This is a genomic window from Bacterioplanes sp. CLAM21, assembly GCF_059641015.1.
On the sequence record NZ_CM184929.1, the window covers coordinates 2,296,543 to 2,311,434 of the forward strand.

General features: G+C 51.9%; 16 protein-coding genes and 1 other RNA gene. 15 read left to right on the top strand and 2 right to left on the bottom strand.

The features are described 5' to 3' along the window. Positions 1–45: 45 nt before the first annotated feature. From ybfE to AC55FS_RS10600, 14 genes are all read left to right on the top strand, one after another. Entirely contained in the window at positions 46–324 is a 279-nt protein-coding gene (gene ybfE, locus AC55FS_RS10535; RefSeq protein WP_496932209.1) for a LexA regulated protein, read from the top strand. 107 nt (positions 325–431) lie between these two features. Continuing rightward, entirely contained in the window at positions 432–929 is a 498-nt protein-coding gene (locus AC55FS_RS10540; RefSeq protein WP_496932210.1) for a hypothetical protein, read from the top strand. 70 nt (positions 930–999) lie between these two features. Then, positions 1,000–1,096, top strand: an RNA gene (ffs, locus tag AC55FS_RS10545) — signal recognition particle sRNA small type. An 80-nt stretch (positions 1,097–1,176) separates the two neighbouring features. Then, the gene (gene dnaX / locus AC55FS_RS10550; protein WP_496932211.1) at positions 1,177–3,099 is read left to right on the top strand and encodes a DNA polymerase III subunit gamma/tau; all 1,923 of its coding nucleotides are present in this window, start codon (positions 1,177–1,179) and stop codon (positions 3,097–3,099) included. Between the two features lie 34 nt (positions 3,100–3,133). After that, positions 3,134–3,460 carry a YbaB/EbfC family nucleoid-associated protein gene (locus AC55FS_RS10555; protein WP_496932212.1) on the top strand — a complete coding sequence of 109 codons (327 nt, stop codon included), beginning with the start codon at positions 3,134–3,136 and terminating at the stop codon, positions 3,458–3,460. Continuing rightward, positions 3,460–3,969: a hypothetical protein gene (locus AC55FS_RS10560; RefSeq protein WP_496932213.1), complete on the top strand. Its 510-nt coding sequence runs from the start codon at positions 3,460–3,462 to the stop codon at positions 3,967–3,969. Before AC55FS_RS10555 ends, AC55FS_RS10560 begins: the two co-directional genes overlap by 1 nt. Continuing rightward, the gene (gene rnd, locus AC55FS_RS10565) at positions 3,957–5,111 is read left to right on the top strand and encodes a ribonuclease D (RefSeq protein ID WP_496932214.1); all 1,155 of its coding nucleotides are present in this window, start codon (positions 3,957–3,959) and stop codon (positions 5,109–5,111) included. The genes AC55FS_RS10560 and rnd overlap by 13 nt, the downstream gene beginning before the upstream one ends. Before the next feature lie 2 nt (positions 5,112–5,113). Next, the gene (locus tag AC55FS_RS10570; RefSeq protein ID WP_496932215.1) at positions 5,114–5,401 is read left to right on the top strand and encodes a YcgL domain-containing protein; all 288 of its coding nucleotides are present in this window, start codon (positions 5,114–5,116) and stop codon (positions 5,399–5,401) included. Next, the gene (locus AC55FS_RS10575) at positions 5,394–5,834 is read left to right on the top strand and encodes a YcgN family cysteine cluster protein (RefSeq protein WP_496932216.1); all 441 of its coding nucleotides are present in this window, start codon (positions 5,394–5,396) and stop codon (positions 5,832–5,834) included. Before AC55FS_RS10570 ends, AC55FS_RS10575 begins: the two co-directional genes overlap by 8 nt. Position 5,835: 1 nt before the next feature. Next, the gene (locus AC55FS_RS10580; protein WP_496932217.1) at positions 5,836–6,180 is read left to right on the top strand and encodes a hypothetical protein; all 345 of its coding nucleotides are present in this window, start codon (positions 5,836–5,838) and stop codon (positions 6,178–6,180) included. A 212-nt stretch (positions 6,181–6,392) separates the two neighbouring features. Continuing rightward, entirely contained in the window at positions 6,393–7,061 is a 669-nt protein-coding gene (locus tag AC55FS_RS10585) for a YEATS-associated helix-containing protein (RefSeq protein WP_496932218.1), read from the top strand. 123 nt (positions 7,062–7,184) lie between these two features. After that, positions 7,185–9,440 (top strand): VWA domain-containing protein, encoded by a 2,256-nt coding sequence (locus tag AC55FS_RS10590; RefSeq protein ID WP_496932219.1) that lies wholly within the window; start codon positions 7,185–7,187, stop codon positions 9,438–9,440. A gap of 77 nt (positions 9,441–9,517) precedes the next feature. Then, the gene (locus AC55FS_RS10595; RefSeq protein WP_496932220.1) at positions 9,518–10,360 is read left to right on the top strand and encodes an AAA family ATPase; all 843 of its coding nucleotides are present in this window, start codon (positions 9,518–9,520) and stop codon (positions 10,358–10,360) included. Positions 10,361–10,363: 3 nt separating this feature from the next. Then, positions 10,364–11,545 carry a vWA domain-containing protein gene (locus AC55FS_RS10600; protein ID WP_496932221.1) on the top strand — a complete coding sequence of 394 codons (1,182 nt, stop codon included), beginning with the start codon at positions 10,364–10,366 and terminating at the stop codon, positions 11,543–11,545. Positions 11,546–11,555: 10 nt separating this feature from the next. On the opposite strand, the gene AC55FS_RS10605 is transcribed toward AC55FS_RS10600, so the two are convergent. Next, the gene (locus AC55FS_RS10605) at positions 11,556–12,029 is read right to left on the bottom strand and encodes a MaoC/PaaZ C-terminal domain-containing protein (protein WP_496932222.1); all 474 of its coding nucleotides are present in this window, start codon (positions 12,027–12,029) and stop codon (positions 11,556–11,558) included. A gap of 12 nt (positions 12,030–12,041) precedes the next feature. Next, positions 12,042–12,971: an alpha/beta fold hydrolase gene (locus tag AC55FS_RS10610; protein ID WP_496932223.1), complete on the bottom strand. Its 930-nt coding sequence runs from the start codon at positions 12,969–12,971 to the stop codon at positions 12,042–12,044. A gap of 234 nt (positions 12,972–13,205) precedes the next feature. Here AC55FS_RS10610 and AC55FS_RS10615 point away from each other — a divergent pair, with 234 nt between their 5' ends. Then, positions 13,206–14,885, top strand: a complete 1,680-nt coding sequence (locus tag AC55FS_RS10615; protein WP_496932224.1) for an AMP-binding protein — start codon at positions 13,206–13,208, stop codon at positions 14,883–14,885. Positions 14,886–14,892 lie beyond the last annotated feature (7 nt).

Consider the following 14,892-nt stretch of genomic DNA (forward strand, 5'->3'; position numbering starts at 1 on the left):
AATCAGCGTTAAGGCTTGGATAATGTGCGCCCCCTTGGAGTCCGTATGTCTGTACAGCCTGAAGATAGAACCACCATTGATATGTTTGCCCATCGCGGCCCGGGGCGGCCGCGTAGCAATCCGTATGATCGCTCGTTGCAATGCCGGGTCAATAAACGTACCCAAAGGCGGCGTGATAAGGAGCGTGGCTTGAAGCGGGTCGAAGTGAAGTTGCCTCACGCCGTGATCGAACATTTGGATCAGGCCTGTCAAACGCTGGATATGAATCGCGCTGAGGTGATTGAGCAAGCGCTGCGTCACTGGCTGCACCTGGGCGATGACTAGCTCATTGGCGTGACGTGCGTCGCAATCATCCCAATAACTGACTCTAGCCTTGTCACCGTTCCTGGCCTGCGACTATGCTGAAACTGTCGCACAAAGGAATTGTTGATATGCCAAGGATGCTGATTTTTCTGTTGTTTTGCTTCTGTGGGGTGCCTGTCAGCGTATACAGCGCGGAAGAGATGGCGCAACCCATTCCCTTTTACCACAATCCTGATCTGGCCCTGTCGGTTCGGCGCAGTGATGCACAAGAGTGGCAGCTGTTGTTTTGCGCTCAGGGCGAACGTTTGCTGTTGAAGCAATACCCATTGGTGTTATCGGTAGACGGAGAATTCGTCAAACTTAAGCATCTGCCTCAGGAGTCTCTGCAGCGAGATGGTTATCGCTGTCAGGGCTTTGATGTGTCGGTGGATCAATTGCAGCGCATCGCGTCTGCTAGGCAGGTGCTGCTGCGGGCATTTTTTGATCAGGGGCGGGTCGATGTGCGAGTATCAGGTACTGAAGCAGACTATCTCACTCGTCCGCAGGCCATGGGGCCGTTAGGTCAGATTGAGCAATTTGTTGGAATTCACATCAATTCTGCAGAAGCTTTGGTTGATGGCGGATAAACGCTTGATTTTTCACAGAGTTTTGGTATTGTTCGCGTCCTCCGAGTGATCGGAACGTTGTGGTGGCCCCTTTTGGTCCCCTCGCAACGATAAGCTGTAAACCCCGCCAGGCCCGGAAGGGAGCAACGGTAGCAGTGGACTCGTGTGCCGGGGTGTGGCTGAAAGGGGTCATCTCCAAATCCTTCCTGACATTGTCTTCACGACGCGCTAAGATGGCGCAACATATCTTTCCGATAGCGGAAAATTCATGAGTTATCAGGTACTTGCGAGAAAGTGGCGGCCGCGTAGCTTTGCCGAGATGGTCGGTCAGGAGCACGTCCTTAAAGCCCTAATAAATGCACTCGACGACCAGCGGCTGCATCACGCCTATTTATTTACCGGCACCCGTGGGGTGGGGAAAACCACCATTGCGCGTATTCTGGCCAAGTGCCTGAATTGTGAGCAAGGGGTTGGGTCGACGCCATGTGGTGAGTGCTCCTCCTGTCGCGCCATCGCAGAAGGGCGCTTTGTCGACTTGATTGAGGTGGACGCCGCCTCGCGTACTAAGGTGGAAGACACCCGTGAGCTGCTCGATAACGTGCAATACGCACCGACTCACGGTCGCTACAAGGTGTATCTGATCGACGAAGTGCATATGCTATCGACACACAGCTTCAATGCGCTGCTGAAAACCCTGGAAGAACCTCCTGAGCACGTCAAATTCCTGCTGGCGACCACAGACCCGCAAAAACTGCCTGTGACTGTGTTGTCGCGTTGCTTGCAGTTCAGTCTGAAAAACATGACGCCGCAGCGTATTGTCGAGTATCTCGCCCATGTGTTGCAGCAAGAAGATGTGAGCTATGACGAGCCAGCCCTGTGGCAGCTGGGTCGTGCTGCCCAAGGCAGTATGCGCGACGCCTTGTCACTGACCGATCAGGCCATTGCCTACGGTCATGGTGAGGTGAAAGAAGAGCAAGTGGTGTCCATGTTGGGCACCATGGATCGTGGTCGGCTATTTCGTTTAGCGGCGGTCATGGCCTCCGCAAATGCCGTTGACGTACTCGCAGAAGTGGCAGCGATGGCCGAGCATGGTCCGGATTTTGATGAAGTGCTGCAGGGACTGATGCACATCTGGCACCGAACGGCCCTTGCCCAGGTGGCTCCGGACGCCATTGATAATGCCGAAGGCGATCGTGACGCCATCTTAAAACTGGCGGTCAATATGACGGCAGAAGATGTTCAACTGTGTTATCAAATCGCCGGTTCCGGTCGCCAAGATTTAACCTTGGCACCGGATCCACGCCAGGGTTTTGAGATGGTGCTGTTGCGTATGCTGGCATTTAGGCCCGCTCCAGCGGCGCCGGAGTCGTTGGAGTTAGACTCTTGTCTTGAAGCTCAGCCAGCCATCGCAGGCGAAAAAAAAAACACTGAGTTAACACAATCGGTTGTGCCTGTAGTGAATGAAAAGGGCGCAACGGATATTCAAACGCCTGTGCCTGAGTTAACTGCAGAATCGACAGCAGAGCAGACGTTAGGGCCAGTGGTAGAGCCTGAACAGCCCCAAGAACTGGCACCAGAGCAAGTTCCGGCACTCGAGCCTGAACCGAGCCCGCAGCCAGAGCAGACTCCTGAGCCACAGTGTGCACCGGAGCCGATGCCTGCAGTAAACCCTGAACCAGAGTTTGTACCTGAGCCAGCGCCTGCGAGCGAAACTGAGCCGAATCTGGAGCCAGAGCTGACGTCAGAATCTGAAGTGGATCCTGAGCCGATCGTTGAGCGAGCTGCAGAGATAAGTCAGCCGGAGCTTCAGCCCCATACTTGGTGGCAATGGTTAGAGCAGCTGCCCCTTGCTGGAATGACGGCGGCCATCGCTCGCAGTTGCGCCTTGGTTCAAGTGGCCGATAACCAGTATTATTTTGATCTGGATCCGGATAATTCAGCCCTGTATAACGACGCCCAGAGGCAGCGTTTGCAGCAGGCTATGGCGCAAACCTTGGGCTCGGCAGTGGTGCATGTTGAAATACGCCCGCCGCGTGGTGAAACGCCCGATCAGCGCCGTCAGCGTTTGCAGCGTGAAGCCTGGGATGGCGCGGCGCAAGCCCTGCGCGCCGATCCGGCAGTGCAAATGTTGCTAGAGCAGTTCGGCGCCACCGTCGATGAACACAGTATTCAACCAATACAGCCATCATAAAAGGGCTGTTTTTTTGAAGTATGAGGATAGCAGTATGATGAAAGGTGGAATGGGCGGCTTGATGAAACAAGCCCAAAAGATGCAAGAGCAGATGCAAAAGGCCCAGGAAGAGCTGGCCAATGCAGAGGTACAAGGTGAATCGGGCGCTGGTCTGGTGAAGATCACCATGAACGGTCGTCACGACGTTAAACGCGTTGAAATCGATGATGCGGTGATGTCTGAAGACAAAGAAATGTTGGAAGACCTGCTGGCTGCAGCAGTCAACGATGCGGTCCGCAAGATTGAAACGCGCAATCAAGAAGAAATGGGTAAGCTGACCTCGGGTATGGGCTTGCCAGCCGGTATGAAACTGCCGTTCTAATGGCGTCCTCGGCATCCGCTTTACAGCTTTTGCGCCAGCAGCTGCAGCGTTTGCCAGGGGTGGGTGAACGTGCTGCCGGGCGCTGGGCCCAATGGCTGTTGTTGCATGGCAACGGGCGAGATTTGGCTGAGGCGTTGCAGCGCGCGCTCAAGAGCCCGGATTGTCAGCGCTGCCAGAGGCTCACGGCAGGGCCTGAGTGTCACCATTGCTCCGAGGTGGAAGACCCCACGCGGGTGGCGGTGGTTATCGATGAAGATCAGGCCGATCGGTTGCTAGGCGCAGGCTTTCCTGGTTTTTGTTTTATTACCCATGGACGTCTGTCGCCGACCGCTGGCGTAGGCCCGGAGTCTTTGGGTTTGGATCGTTTAAAAGCGCTGAACTATCAGCGAATCGACGCGTTTTTTGCACAGGAAGTCGAAGACCGCGCCATGCTTATGTATCTGCGTCAGCTGTTTCGCGGCCAGGCAGAGGTTCACCATATGATCGAGGAGGATGGGTGGCGCAGCTAAAGATTCCAGAGCCAATCTGGATAACCAACAACCAAGCGTTAGCGAAGGTATGTCAGGATTGGGTTGCTGAGCCATTTTTGGCGGTGGATACCGAGTTTGTTCGTACCCGTACCTATTATCCGCAAGCCGGTTTGATCCAGGTAGCCAGCCGTCAGGGCAGTTTTTTAATTGATCCGCTGAGCATTGATGACTGGCAGCCACTGGCGCAGATTTTTGAGCACCCGCTCGTGGTGAAAGTGTTTCATGCTTGTGCCGAAGACTTGGAAGTGTGTCGGCTATTGACTGGGGTAGTGCCATCGCCGTTGGCGGACTCTCAAATCGGTGCTGCGCTGGCTGGCATGGGGGGCTCCCTTGGTTTTCAAAAAATCGTCAAAGAGCTGTTAAACCTCAATCTGCCGAAAGAGGAAACACGCTCCAATTGGCTAGAACGACCACTGCGGCCTGAGCAAGAGCGCTATGCGGTGGCCGACGTGCACTATCTGCATCGTTTGTATCCCAAGCTGATCAAGCAGCTGCGTGCCTTAGGACGTGAAGCCTGGTTAAGTGAAGATTGTGATCGGTTGGTGCAGCTAGCCCAGGCGCCGGATGATTTAAGCGGTTTGTATCGTCGTATCAAGTTGGCCTGGAAGCTAAGGCCGCAGGAACAGTTTGTGCTGCAACAGCTGACCGTTTGGCGTGAGCAGCAAGCGAGGTTGCAGGATGTACCGCGCGGCAAGGTCGCCGATGATCAGAGCTTATGGAATATCGCCCGTTTTAGAGCCCGCAATCGTGACCAATTGACGAAAGCTGGATTGCGCCCAGCCATGGTGCGTGAGCAGGGTAAAGAGATTTTGAAAGTGGTCGATCAAGCCTTGCAGCTGGATAAGCAATACTGGCCGTCGGTGTTGGATCGTCCATTGTCGCCACTGGCAGGTCAGTGGCTTAAAAAAATGCGTCAAGTGGTGTCCGATAAAGCTGAGCTGCTAAATGTACCGGCAGATGTGTTAGTGAAGAAAAAATCACTGGAAGCCATATTGCGCTCTGGCTATCCTCGCGGACCTTTCCGTTTACCGGCCGAGTTGGCAGGTTGGCGCAAAACAGAAATTGGTGATTATCTGGTGCGTCTGCTGGAAGAGTGCAGTCGTGGTCAGACCACAGGTTAATTATGAGCAAACTACTTTGCGACGTGTATAAGTCGCGCAAAAAAGACGAAACCTACCTCTATGTGTCGCGTACCGACGGTTTAAGTAAGGTGCCGGATGAGCTTAAGGAGCTGTTTGGAGCGGCCGAGCTGGCGCTGACCATGATCATGACGCCAGACAAACAGCTGGCGCGTACCGACGGTGCTCGAGTGTTGGAGCAAATCGAGCAGCAAGGGTTTTATCTGCAAATGCCGCCGCCGCGCGAAACCTATATGTTGGATTTATTTTGCAAGCGGGACGACGATGACTGACGTACCTTTCTGGCACAGCAAGACGCTGGAGCAGATGTCGACGCTGGAGTGGGAGTCCTTGTGCGATGGTTGTGCCAAATGTTGCTTGCATAAGCTGGAAGATGAAGACACGGGCGAGGTGTATTACACCGATGTGCACTGCCGTTATCTCGATAACGACAGTTGTCGCTGCCAGGTGTACCCAACTCGACAGCAAAAAGTCCCTCACTGTGTTTGGCTAACGCCTGATCAGGCGCGCGATTTCTTTTGGTTGCCGGACACCTGTGCCTATCGCCGTCTGAGCGAAGGCAAGGCCTTGCCTCACTGGCACCCACTGATTACTGGTGATCCGATGAGTGTGCATGAGGCTGGCATCTCAGTGCGTGGCAAGGGGGTTAGTGATGCCCTGGTGCCTGAGGATGACTGGGAAGATCACATTATCTGGAAGGCATAATATGGATAGCATGATCGAATACGGTCTGTTTTGGCTGATCTATTTTGCGTCGGCCATCGTTGGCTTGTGGTGCTGGGGGCAATGCTTTTTTTGGCTGCGACAGCCAGATGCCAAGCAGTTTGTTTATGCCTTGGGGGCGGTGATTTTATTGACTCCGGCACCGGCGGGCGAGCAACTGTCACATTTGGCGCCGGCCTTAATTGTGGTGCCGTTCGCCTGGTTAGACAGCGGTTTTGACGCGGCTTTACCGGCCATTCGCTGGTGGTTGATCGCCTTGGGATTGGCGGTGTCAGTACTGGCATTGCGTGCCTTGCTTAACTTTGTGTCACGTACCCCTCAGGAATAATCCTGTCTTTTACTCAGGGTTGATTGTTTTTTATTCAGTCGGCCCCTGACTATTCCTTTTTTTATTACTTTTCTGGCTAACTTCCAAATCTTTGCTAATTTTTACAGCAGACGTCCGTCGTGGACGCAAGATGGTAATCATTGGGGCTGGCTCCCGTGAGGAGCTCTGGACCGCAGTGGACGCTCTGGCTGCGAAGGGAAGAGGTTGGAAATATGGCAAATCATATCTTCATTCTGGCGACGGTAATGTTGCTGGCTGGCATCTTTGGTGGCCTGGTCAACTATTACCTGTACGGTGATAAAGATCCCGATGCCGCCAGTTTACCCCGTTTTTTGGTAGTCGGGGTGGGGGCATCATTTTTGGTGCCGGTGGTATTGGATATGGTCAATAGCGAACTGGTGTTAGAGAGCCAGGGGGATCCGTCAAGGTTGCTCATTTTTACCGGTTTTTGTTTGATTGCAGCGCTATTAAGCCGCTTCTTGATCGATAATCTGTCGGATCGAATTCTTAACGAAGCGCAAATGGCGAAGCAGCGCTCGGAAGAGGTGCAACAGAATCTGCGCACCATGCAAGGCGAGTTAATGCCGTTGATTGACACTGAAACAGAGCAGGATGCCAGTCAGGGGGATCCAGAAGCGCAGCAAATTAACCAAGAGTTGGATGTCACATCGACACAGATATTGCGCATTTTGGCCAGTGGCCGGTTTATATTTCGCTCATTAGGTGGGGTGTGTCGCGAAGCCAATGAAGAAGAGTCCACTATTTTAAAAACCCTCAATGTATTAGTGGTGAAAAGCTTGGCGGGTAAAGTCAGCGGCAAAAATGGTGTGCGCTGGCACATCACTGAAAAAGGTCGGCGCATTTTGGAGAACAATCTCTGATCCGGGCGTTAGCCCGGAACGGATGGGGGCACCTGCTATGGCAGTGTGCCCTTTTTTGTTTTGGCTATTGAGTACAGACCGGTTGTGCCGATAGTGAATGTACAGGCGAATAAGGGGACGACTATGACACACGGAATAAGCCGGTTGCTGGTAACAGTGGTGGTCTTGTTGCTGTCCGTGGTGTTGCGAGCTGAGCAGCTGCCTGCCGACGTCAGAATTGTGGTGGACATTTCTGGCAGTATGAAACAGACCGACCCTAACAATTTACGTGTACCGGCCACAAATCTACTGGTGGAATTAATTCCTGAGGGGGCAAATGCCGGTATTTGGACCTTTGGTCGTTTCGTTAACATGCTGACGCCGTTGGGCGAGGTCGATGACGCTTGGCGCCAGCGCGCCAAGCAGGATGCAAAGAGCATTAATTCAGTAGGCTTGCGTACCAATCTGGTCGAGGCGTTGGATAAGGCGCGCTGGAAAATAGCCAAAGATTCAGGCTATCAGCACAGCGTGATTTTATTGACCGACGGTAAAATTGATATGGCCTCGGGGGCTGGTGCCGATGCGATTAATGCCAAACAGCATGAGCGTTTGCTAAAGCAGGTGTTGCCTCAGTATGTCGCCGCTGGTGCCCGTATTCATACACTGGCGCTGTCTGATGGGGCCGATAAATCCATATTGCGTCAGATCGCTTTGGAAACCGGAGGGCTATATCAGGAAGCCGCCAATGCCGATGATTTGTTGGCCGCTTTTCTTCGTGCCTTTGATCGTGCGGTGCCGATGGAGCAGGTACCTATGGTCGATAATGCCTTCACGATTGATGATGCTGTCACCGAATTTACCGCACTGATCTTTAAACGTAGCAGCAACAAACCGGTGCGTTTGTTATCCCCCTCTGGGCAGATTTATACCGCAGACAGCAGCGAAGGCAATGCCCAGCTGCGCTGGCACCAAGAGCTGAACTATGACTTGATTACCGTATCGGCACCAGAGGCGGGGCAATGGCAGGCCGATGCCGATATAGACCCGGAAAACCGAGTGCAAATTTTGACCGATTTGCGTCTTTCTGTGGATGGTTTGCCAGAGTCTATCTTTGCGGGTTACCCCGTCGATTTAGCGATGGCGTTAACCAATAAAGGCGAGGTGGTGACTGAGCCTGCCTTATTAAAGTTGACCGACGTGGCGATTAAAGTGACGGCGCCTGACGGCCGTATGGGCAGTAAGCTGCTATCTGATCCTGAATCATTGCCACAAGATGGTATCTATCGGGAATCGCTCACTCGTCTGTCACAGCCAGGGCAGTATTTGCTGGAAGTGACGGCCAGCAGTCCTACGTTTCAACGTCGGCGCCAACTCAGTGCCACGTTAATGGAACCTCTGCAAATTAGCGCGCGCGAAGACTATCAGCAGCAGCGGGCAATCATCGAAGTTAAACCTATGGTTGCTAATATCGATACCGGTTTATCGCGCATTATTGCTAGGGTTCTGTCGCCCGACGATAGCTCGATCATTCAATCGATGGAATATGACACAGAGCGCGAACTCTGGCAGTTAATTTTGACGGAAGACAATGGCCCCGGGCGTTACAGCGTGGAATTAAACGTGCGCGGTGTCACGGGTGGTGGTGCGACCTTCAAGACTCGACCGGAAGCATTGCACTTTGATTTTCCATTGCTTGATCCCAATGCGTCCCGGCCAGAGCCTGAGCCCCAAGAAGAGATGAGCACTACCGGCGATATTATCGACGACTCCGCTGCCGATGAGGTGTCGCCTGCTGAGCCAGACACTGCTGCAGCAAAAGAGGCTGAAAAGCCCGAAGTGAAGCGTCCTACCCCAGAGCCAACAGCTGAAGTCACTAAGCCAGCCGATGAGCCCGACAAGCCCGAGTCGGTTAAAGAGAATATCGCTCCCAATTTAGCTGCTAAAACGCCGTCGGCAATAACGGAGGAGCCCGCGCTTGAGATGGAAGAGGAAGAGGGCGTTGCTTGGTGGGTGTATGTATTGCTGGCGCTTGGCAATTTGGGCGTATTAGGTGGTGCGGCGTGGTGGTGGTTGCGGCAAAAACGCATGCAGGATCACCAGGCCCTGACACGAGCGGATGCCAGTGACACTGCCTTACCGCCTGATTTGGATACGCCAGATCTTAGCGATGACGAGATGGAAGGGAGCTTTGATAGCTTTGACGACGCCGATGAAGAAGAGATACCGCCGGTGGGAGAGGCCCCTTCCACCATGGGAGGGGACACCGACATCGACGGTAGTTCGTTAGACGATGAATTCTCCATTGACCCGGACGATAACCCGGCGCCAGATCTAGAAGACGACTGGGGTGAGTTCGACGTTGATGAAGAATTAGGGCTGGATGACGATAAAAAAGACTGAGTGGCCGCTCTCTTGCTGTGATGAGGGTCCCTCCTTATACTTTCTGCCTACATGAAATTGCGTAAGCCGAGGTAGGTATGAAGTTTGAGGGAACCCAAGAGTATGTCGCAACGCCCGAGTTGCGCACGGCTGTGAATGCTGCCATTACGTTGCAGCGACCACTGCTACTCAAAGGGGAGCCGGGTACTGGCAAAACCATGCTGGCAGAACAGCTGGCTAAGTCCCTCGGTACGCAGCTGATTCAGTGGCATATCAAAAGCACCACCAAGGCTCACCAGGGCTTATACGAATACGATGCCGTATCACGTCTGCGTGACTCGCAGCTGGGTGATGACAAGGTCCATGATATCAGCAACTACATTGTACAGGGTAAATTGTGGCAGGCATTTACGGCAGATAAACCTGTGGTATTGCTGATCGATGAAATAGATAAAGCCGATATCGAATTCCCCAATGACTTGTTGCTGGAGCTCGATAAAATGGAGTTCTTTGTGTACGAAACACAAGAACGCGTGGTGGCAAAACACCGCCCAATTATCCTGATTACCAGCAACAATGAAAAAGAACTGCCCGATGCCTTTTTGCGCCGCTGCTTTTTCCATTACATTGATTTTCCTGACCGCGATACCATGCAAGATATCGTTGATGTCCACTATCCAACGATTAAATCTGATCTGGTTCGGGAGGCTCTCGAAGTCTTTTTTGATGTCAGAAAAGTGCCTGGTCTGAAAAAGAAACCGTCCACCTCTGAGCTTATCGACTGGTTGAAGTTGCTATTGTCCGATGATATCGGTGCCGAGATGTTGCGTAATAAAGACCACTCAAAGGCCATTCCTCCAATGTACGGTGCGCTATTAAAAAATGAACAAGACGTACAATTGTTGGAAAAGCTCGCTTTTATGAGCCGTCGAAAAGGCTAGGTTATGTTAATCGACTTTTTCGAGACCGTCAGGCAAGCGAGAGTTCCCTGTTCGGTCAGAGAGTATTTAGATCTGGTTGAAGCGGTGGGCGCTCGTCTGGCGTTTGCCGACATGGATGAGTTTTACGCCATCGCAAGGCTGTGTTTGGTCAAGGATGAAAAACACTATGATAAATTTGATAAGGCATTTGCCGCTTATTTTCAGGGCTTACAGCTGCCGCCAGATTTTTTGACCGAAGCAGGTATCCCAGAAGACTGGATGCGCAAAGAGTTTGAGCGCTTTTTATCGCAGCAAGACATGGACAAAATCGAGGCCTTAGGCGGCCTGGATAAGCTGATGGAAGAATTCCAAAAGCGGCTTGAGGAGCAGGAAAAACGTCACCAAGGTGGTAATCGCATGATTGGCACTGGTGGTACCTCTCCCTTCGGTGCGAATGGTTACAACCCTGAGGGCTTTCGAATTGAGCAGGGCCGTTCACGCCATAAAAAAGCGGTGAAGGTGTGGGAGAAACGCCAGTATCGCGATCTTGATGACAGCATTGAACTGGGCATTCGCAATATAAAGGTGGCGTTAAGACGGTTGCGAAAGTTTGCCCGTCAGGGCGCTGCTGAAGAGCTGGATTTGGATGATACCATTGGCGCTACGGCAAAGAATGCCGGCTTTCTCGATATCAAAATGGTGCCAGAGCGTCACAATGCGGTAAAAGTGCTGCTGTTTTTTGATGTAGGCGGCTCAATGGATCCACATGTTCGTACCTGTGAGGAGTTGTTTTCTGCGGCGCGAACCGAGTTCAAGCACATGGAGACCTTTTATTTCCATAACTGCCTGTATGAGTCGGTGTGGCAAAACAATATCCGTAGGATGAATGAACAAATTAATACGTGGGATATTCTGCGAAAATACGGCAATGACTATAAAGTGATTTTTGTCGGTGATGCTATGATGGCGCCTTATGAAGTGACCCATGCCGGTGGCAGTGTAGAGCACTGGAATGAGGAGCCGGGTGCCGTTTGGTTGCAACGAATGGCTCAACATTACGATAAAATAGCCTGGATAAACCCAGCGCCGCAATCCTATTGGGGGCAGGGTGGTTCGCTCGGTGCTATTCGCAGTATTTTTAATGATCGCATGTATCCTCTAACCCTGTCTGGGCTAGAGGAGGCAATGAAACACTTAGCCAAATAACCGTGCTGGCTCAGCTTAATTGAACAGCGGGTAACGGCGGTGCCGCTACGCTGATCTTTTCTGTTGGTGCCATCACAGTGGCTTCGCCACTGGCAACGGTTTTGCCTTTTTGATTGCTGACAGTACAGGCCAGGGTGACAATAGGTTTGCTGTCATGTTTGCTGTCGACCGTGAGTTGTACGGTCAGTTCATCGCCGACGTACACGGGCTTTTTAAAAGTGATATTTTGGCCCAGGTAGATGGTTCCAGGCCCAGGCAGATCCATGCCTAACACCGCAGATATCAGCGCGCCTGTGTACATTCCGTGCGCAATTTGAGCCTTAAATGGCGTTGCGGCAGCGTACTCTGCGTCCAGGTGCACTGGATTGCGATCGCCAGATACGGCAGCAAAGAGCTGAATATCTTGCTCGCTCACCGTGTGCATTCGTTGATGGCTATCACCTATTTGAATTTCATCAAAGGTGCGGTTGGTGATGGTGTCCATAAGCGTCCTTTTCTACAGTGCGCCGAGCCAGTGCAAAATATCGCCACGTACCTGCTCAGCGTTGGTTTCATTTAATAATTCATGGCGGGCATCAGCATACAGTTGGCAGGTGACATTGTGGTGACCCGTTTGTCGTAATTGTTGTGCCAAGCGCTCAACGCCTTTGCCAAATTGCCCGACCGGATCTTTGTCTCCGGCTATCAATAATATTGGCAACTCGCTTGGAATCGCAGCAAGAGCATTGTCACGACTGATCTCAATCAAGCCCGACATTAGATCAATCCACAGCTGTGTGGTGCATAAATGGCCGCAACCAGGGTCGTCGATGTAGGCCTGTACTTGCTGTGGGTCTCGCGATAACCAGTCAAAGTCCGTGGTGGCAGGATGAAATGCTCGGTTAAAGCTGGCAAAAGACAAATAGTTCATCAGCCCGGATAAGTGCCCAGAGCCATGAATTAAACGCTGGCACTGAGCAACCAGGCGGGCGCCGTAATACAGCCAATGTGATTGAAAGTTACTGCCACTAAGAATGAGTCCCTTAAGAGAGGCTCCGTGGCGTCTGGCAAATCCTTGTGCAATAAACGACCCCATTGAATGGCCAAACAGAATAATGTGTTGCTGCCGGCACTGCTGTTGCACCGCTTTTATGTCGGCGATTACCTTTTCCCAGCCATTGCCATGGTCTCCGTCAGGGTCGGCGTAATGGCCAATCGGGGTTCGCTCTCCATGACCTCTATGGTTATGGCTGACGACGGCGTAACCGGCATTGACGAGTGTTGCAATCAAAGGTTGGTAACGTAAGCAATGCTCGGCCATACCGTGGGTGATATGTATCAGCTGCTTAGCGTCCGATTGATCCCAATAGTAAGCCTGAAAGTCTTGTCCATCGTCAGTGTTTATGGTCAGCGTTTGTGGTGTGTTGAGTTGCAATTCTGTGTTCATGCGTGGCAAGAGGTCATTGTTATGATTTTTGAGGGTTCACCATGGCTTGGAATGTCGATTTTGTAAACTGCGGATGCCCACTTTTGCCGCATTGTCAGAAAAGCGGTACACTCCTGCTGCATTTTTTCCCGTTGTCAGTGGGGAGCTGACAGGCAACACACTGCTGTTGTAGCGGGGCATATGACTAATTATGGCCCTGAATAAACGATCTCTCAGGGTGGCTCAGGAGGCAGTATGAACGAACAATTCTTCCAGGAACGCTATCCAGAAGGTCTCGCGGCGACTATCGACCCTGATAAGCACGACTCAGTGGTGGAAATATTCGATGGCTTTGTGAAAAAGTTCAGCGATCGCCCAGCGTTCACCTGCCTCGGTCAAACCATAAGCTATCGTGAGCTTAACGATAAAAGTGCGGCTTTTGCTGCCTATTTGCAAAACGACACCAGTTTGCAACCAGGAGATCGCATTGCCGTCCAATTGCCCAATGTATTGCAATATCCCATCGTCGTGTTTGGTGCGATGCGTGCCGGTATGGTGGTGGTGAATACCAACCCGCTCTACACCGAGCGTGAAATGGAGCACCAGTTCAATGACTCTGGTGCTAAGGCGTTGGTGGTGTTGGCCAATATGGCTGCTAAAGCAGAAAAAGTGTTGCCTAATACCGGTATTAAGCATGTGATTGTCACTCAGGTGGGTGACATGCACGACGGCTTAAAACGCTTGCTGATTAACGGCGTGTTGAAATACGTCAAAAAAGAAGTGCCCGCCTATAGTATTCAAGGTTCCGTTGGCTTACGTGAGGCGCTGGCAAAAGGCAGCGCTCGCTCCTTTACCCCGGTAAAAGTTGATCGCAATGACGTCGCCGTGCTGCAATACACCGGAGGTACTACGGGTGTTGCTAAAGGCGCCATGCTGACACATCGCAATCTGATGGCCAATATGCTGCAATGTCATGGGCTGTTTTCCATGATTTTGGAAGAAGGGCGAGAGACAGCGATCGCGCCCTTACCTCTGTATCATATTTATGCGTTTACCGTGCATTGCATGGTTATGCTGGAAACCGGTAATCACTCCATTTTAATTCCCAATCCACGCGACATTCCTGGATTTGTTAAAACCCTGCAAAAAAGTAAATTCAGTGCTTTTGTCGGTTTGAATACGTTATTTGTGGCACTGTGTAATCGTGATGACTTTAAAGCGCTTGATTTTAGTGGCTTGAAACTGACCATCTCTGGTGGCATGGCCTTGACCAAGGATGCGGCAGAGCAATGGCATAAAGTCACCGGCTGTGAAATTGCAGAAGGGTATGGCATGACGGAAACATCGCCCGTCGTATCCTTTAATCCTCCGGGCTACATTAAGGTCGGCACCATTGGTATGCCAGTCGCTAGTACGTTATGTAAAGTGACGAACGACAACGGCGAAGAGCAACCGGTGGGCGAGCCAGGTGAGTTGTGTGTCTTTGGGCCGCAGGTGATGAAAGGCTACTGGCAGCGCCCAGAAGCGACGGCCGAAACCATCAGTGAAGATGGCTGGCTGAAAACTGGTGATATGGCCGTCATTATGGACGATGGCTATATGAAAATTGTTGATCGCAAGAAGGACATGATTATCGTGTCCGGTTTTAATGTATATCCGAATGAGGTCGAAGACGTGGTTGTATCACATCCGGATATTGTTGAAGCGGCAGCCGTCGGTATTCCTGACGCGAAAAGCTCGGAAGCCGTCAAAGTATTTGTTGTGTCATCCAATCCGGATTTGACCGCTGCTGAAATCACCAACTGGTGTCGCGAGCGTTTAACCGCCTATAAAATTCCACGTCATATTGAATTCCGTGACGATCTGCCTAAAACCAATGTAGGCAAAATCCTGCGTCGAGAACTGCGCGATGAGGAATTGAAAAAACACAACTAATCGTCAC

Excerpts from the sequence above, each read along its gene's own strand:
- ybfE (WP_496932209.1), top strand. The coding sequence starts at position 46 with ATGTCTGTACAGCCTGAAGATAGAACCACCATTGATATGTTTGCCCAT.
- AC55FS_RS10540 (WP_496932210.1), top strand. The coding sequence starts at position 432 with ATGCCAAGGATGCTGATTTTTCTGTTGTTTTGCTTCTGTGGGGTGCCT.
- dnaX (WP_496932211.1), top strand. The coding sequence starts at position 1,177 with ATGAGTTATCAGGTACTTGCGAGAAAGTGGCGGCCGCGTAGCTTTGCC.
- AC55FS_RS10555 (WP_496932212.1), top strand. The coding sequence starts at position 3,134 with ATGATGAAAGGTGGAATGGGCGGCTTGATGAAACAAGCCCAAAAGATG.
- AC55FS_RS10560 (WP_496932213.1), top strand. The coding sequence starts at position 3,460 with ATGGCGTCCTCGGCATCCGCTTTACAGCTTTTGCGCCAGCAGCTGCAG.
- AC55FS_RS10570 (WP_496932215.1), top strand. The coding sequence starts at position 5,114 with ATGAGCAAACTACTTTGCGACGTGTATAAGTCGCGCAAAAAAGACGAA.
- AC55FS_RS10575 (WP_496932216.1), top strand. The coding sequence starts at position 5,394 with ATGACTGACGTACCTTTCTGGCACAGCAAGACGCTGGAGCAGATGTCG.
- AC55FS_RS10580 (WP_496932217.1), top strand. The coding sequence starts at position 5,836 with ATGGATAGCATGATCGAATACGGTCTGTTTTGGCTGATCTATTTTGCG.
- AC55FS_RS10585 (WP_496932218.1), top strand. The coding sequence starts at position 6,393 with ATGGCAAATCATATCTTCATTCTGGCGACGGTAATGTTGCTGGCTGGC.
- AC55FS_RS10590 (WP_496932219.1), top strand. The coding sequence starts at position 7,185 with ATGACACACGGAATAAGCCGGTTGCTGGTAACAGTGGTGGTCTTGTTG.
- AC55FS_RS10595 (WP_496932220.1), top strand. The coding sequence starts at position 9,518 with ATGAAGTTTGAGGGAACCCAAGAGTATGTCGCAACGCCCGAGTTGCGC.
- AC55FS_RS10600 (WP_496932221.1), top strand. The coding sequence starts at position 10,364 with ATGTTAATCGACTTTTTCGAGACCGTCAGGCAAGCGAGAGTTCCCTGT.
- AC55FS_RS10605 (WP_496932222.1), bottom strand. The coding sequence starts at position 12,029 with ATGGACACCATCACCAACCGCACCTTTGATGAAATTCAAATAGGTGAT.
- AC55FS_RS10610 (WP_496932223.1), bottom strand. The coding sequence starts at position 12,971 with ATGAACACAGAATTGCAACTCAACACACCACAAACGCTGACCATAAAC.
- AC55FS_RS10615 (WP_496932224.1), top strand. The coding sequence starts at position 13,206 with ATGAACGAACAATTCTTCCAGGAACGCTATCCAGAAGGTCTCGCGGCG.